The organism is Phaeodactylibacter xiamenensis (genome assembly GCF_000759025.1).
In the GTDB taxonomy this organism is placed as follows: Bacteria; Bacteroidota; Bacteroidia; order Chitinophagales; family Saprospiraceae; genus Phaeodactylibacter; species Phaeodactylibacter xiamenensis.
Map to the genome: position 1 here is coordinate 1 of NZ_JPOS01000001.1, position 2,459 is coordinate 2,459.

General features: G+C 33.1%; 3 protein-coding genes. All 3 read right to left on the reverse strand.

The window, feature by feature from the left end; genetic code table 11:
* Positions 1 to 50: 50 nt before the first annotated feature.
* Positions 51 to 701 (reverse strand): hypothetical protein, encoded by a 651-nt coding sequence (locus tag IX84_RS00005; RefSeq protein WP_152604862.1) that lies wholly within the window; start codon positions 699 to 701, stop codon positions 51 to 53.
* Between the two features lie 78 nt (positions 702 to 779).
* Positions 780 to 1,202, reverse strand: a complete 423-nt coding sequence (locus tag IX84_RS00010; protein WP_044215486.1) for a hypothetical protein — start codon at positions 1,200 to 1,202, stop codon at positions 780 to 782.
* Between the two features lie 329 nt (positions 1,203 to 1,531).
* Positions 1,532 to 2,422, reverse strand: coding sequence for a T9SS type A sorting domain-containing protein (locus IX84_RS00015; RefSeq protein ID WP_044215487.1), 891 nt, complete (start codon positions 2,420 to 2,422; stop codon positions 1,532 to 1,534).
* Positions 2,423 to 2,459 lie beyond the last annotated feature (37 nt).

Below are 2,459 nucleotides of genomic sequence, written 5' to 3' on the forward strand. Positions count from 1 at the left end.
CCTGTGCTAGTTCGCTATTTTTTCGCTATTTTGCAAATTGACCTAAATAGTTACGTTTTCCTTATTTCTGTATCTAAAAAGCTTTGAATATTCGTTACTCCAAAGTTTTCATAATTCGACTGAAACACAAAGTATTCACTATTTGAATTCAAAAACCTCTCCTTGAAATATCTATTCGTTTTGAGCAAATTCTGAATACCGTTCTCTAAAATTTGTGTTTTGTGTTCTATCCAGGTCTGGTCGTAACTTTTTATAAGCTTTTCTATTCGTAGTAATCGATTTTTTTCTCCCGATTTAAGTGCATCAACAGCCAATTTCCAGTCTAAAAACAAAACACATTTATGAAATATCAAATATTGAAATAGCGATTTAAATTCTAACAACTCCGGTAGTCCTTCAACACGATATTCATTTGGATTAATAATATTTGATTCTCCTTCAAAAGAATTTGCCGAAAACAAGGAATAAAATTCATCTTGCTCATCTACTACACTTATTTGAATTTCTGCTTTTTGTGCCAAATGATTCTTGATAAAAGAGTCAATACTATTTCTATGACCGTATTTATAATCATTGTATTCGATCACTAATTCCCTTTTTAGCAAGAACAGTTTTTCCTTTTCAGCTTGATTTGCTTTTTCTTCAAACTGAGGCAAATCTCCATATTTTGAAATTAACTTATTGATTTCATTTATCATCATTTTAATAGTTCATGACGCACAACGGTTAGTATAAGCGGCTGTTTTAATACCGCTTATACAATGTTATGGGCTTTTCATTTATAGTCCAATAAGGCAAATTATTACCCATTTTTCAGGAATACCCTCGAAATAATAAACAGCATCACCATAAGAGTTCTTATATTTTAAGGTCTTTCCGTCTAAAAAATAAAGAGCATCTCCGTAACTATTTTTACTTTTGATTGTATTACCATCAAAATAGTACACAGCATCTCCATAAGAGTTTTTATATTTTACTGTGTTTCCGTCAATGTAATAAACAGCATCACCATAAGAGTTTTTTCTTTTTATAGTATTCCCATCTTTGTAGAATAAGGCATCCCCATATGAGTTTTTTGACTTTAGTGTATTTCCGTCAACATAAGCCACTGGGTCGCCATATGAATTTTTGGTTTTTACAGTTTGAGCATTCGCAAAACCAAACGTAAGCAACATCGTTGCTAAAATCAATAAATTTTTCATCTTGTTATTTTTTTTAAATTTTGTTCCTACTCTTTTGGATTTTCAGAATACTCCCTGTTTTTTTAATGGTTTTCTTGTCTCCACTTTTTTTGTCACTTTAGGTGGTCAGCCTGCTTTGAACCGCTATGTTGTTTTTAATTGCCCATAACGGCTCGGCTACGTGCTGTGCCGGACTCTAAATTTACCATTTTCGTTCCATTTCACAAATGCTAGCGCAGGCAGCAAAAGACCAAATTGGCGAAGCTTGGCTTTTGCTGCCTGCGCGGGTTTTTTATCTCCATTTTCCTCTCGAAGATTTTTACCGGCATGGCATGTAGCCATTGTTCTCATCAGTTCATTTTAATTAACTTATAGTTGTTCTTTATTCCTTCTTCATCAATAATTGTAAGTATTAAGACTCCAGAATCAAAGCCACTTAAATCTAATTCTTTTGTCATATCAAAGGTAGTTTCAGATAAAATCATCCTTCCTGATAGATCTGATACAACTATTTTTTCAATACCATTTTCTGATGTGATTCTTACTTTGTCTGAGAATGGGTTAGGAAAAACCTCAATTCTATTTAAAATTAGTTCCTCAGTATCTACAGCATACTCTAATGAAAAGTCATCAATTGTTAAATAATTACACTCAACGCCTTGACAAAAGTTCACATTGGTGGATGTTTCAATCTGAATAATTATACTATCAGGAGTCTCCTCTGAGTGCTTAACAAGCGGTACTGTAAATTCTTCATATAATTCAGTTTCTGGAAACTCCCCCCGACCATATCCTACTATATGGATACTATCAAATTCTTCAATATATCTTTTTACATACACTGTGACTATCATTGAATCATTGGGTTTGACATTTTGAAACTTATAATAACCCTTTAATTCTGACGGAAGCTCATCTATTGGAGTACCTGCACCTTCTAGATGTTTGTTCTTTTCTGTGGATCCAAAACGTCTAACTGGTGAATCACCATTATAAAAATACACTGTATTGTTTCCTTGATACCAAGATTTTAGATACATAGCATATTCCCCACTATAAGAGTCTGTTGTTATGTATCCATCAAATTCGGGGCTTCCAGACCACCAATTTTTAGGATATAATACAGAGTCTCCTGATGAATCAATATACTCTACTTCTTCAAAGCTCCCATTGAGTATTTGACTTTTTGCTCCAACATAGACTAAACAGATTATTCCAAGAATTAACAGTAGATTTTTCATTTTGCTTTTTTTGAATTGATGAGAACGGCCCGGCTAC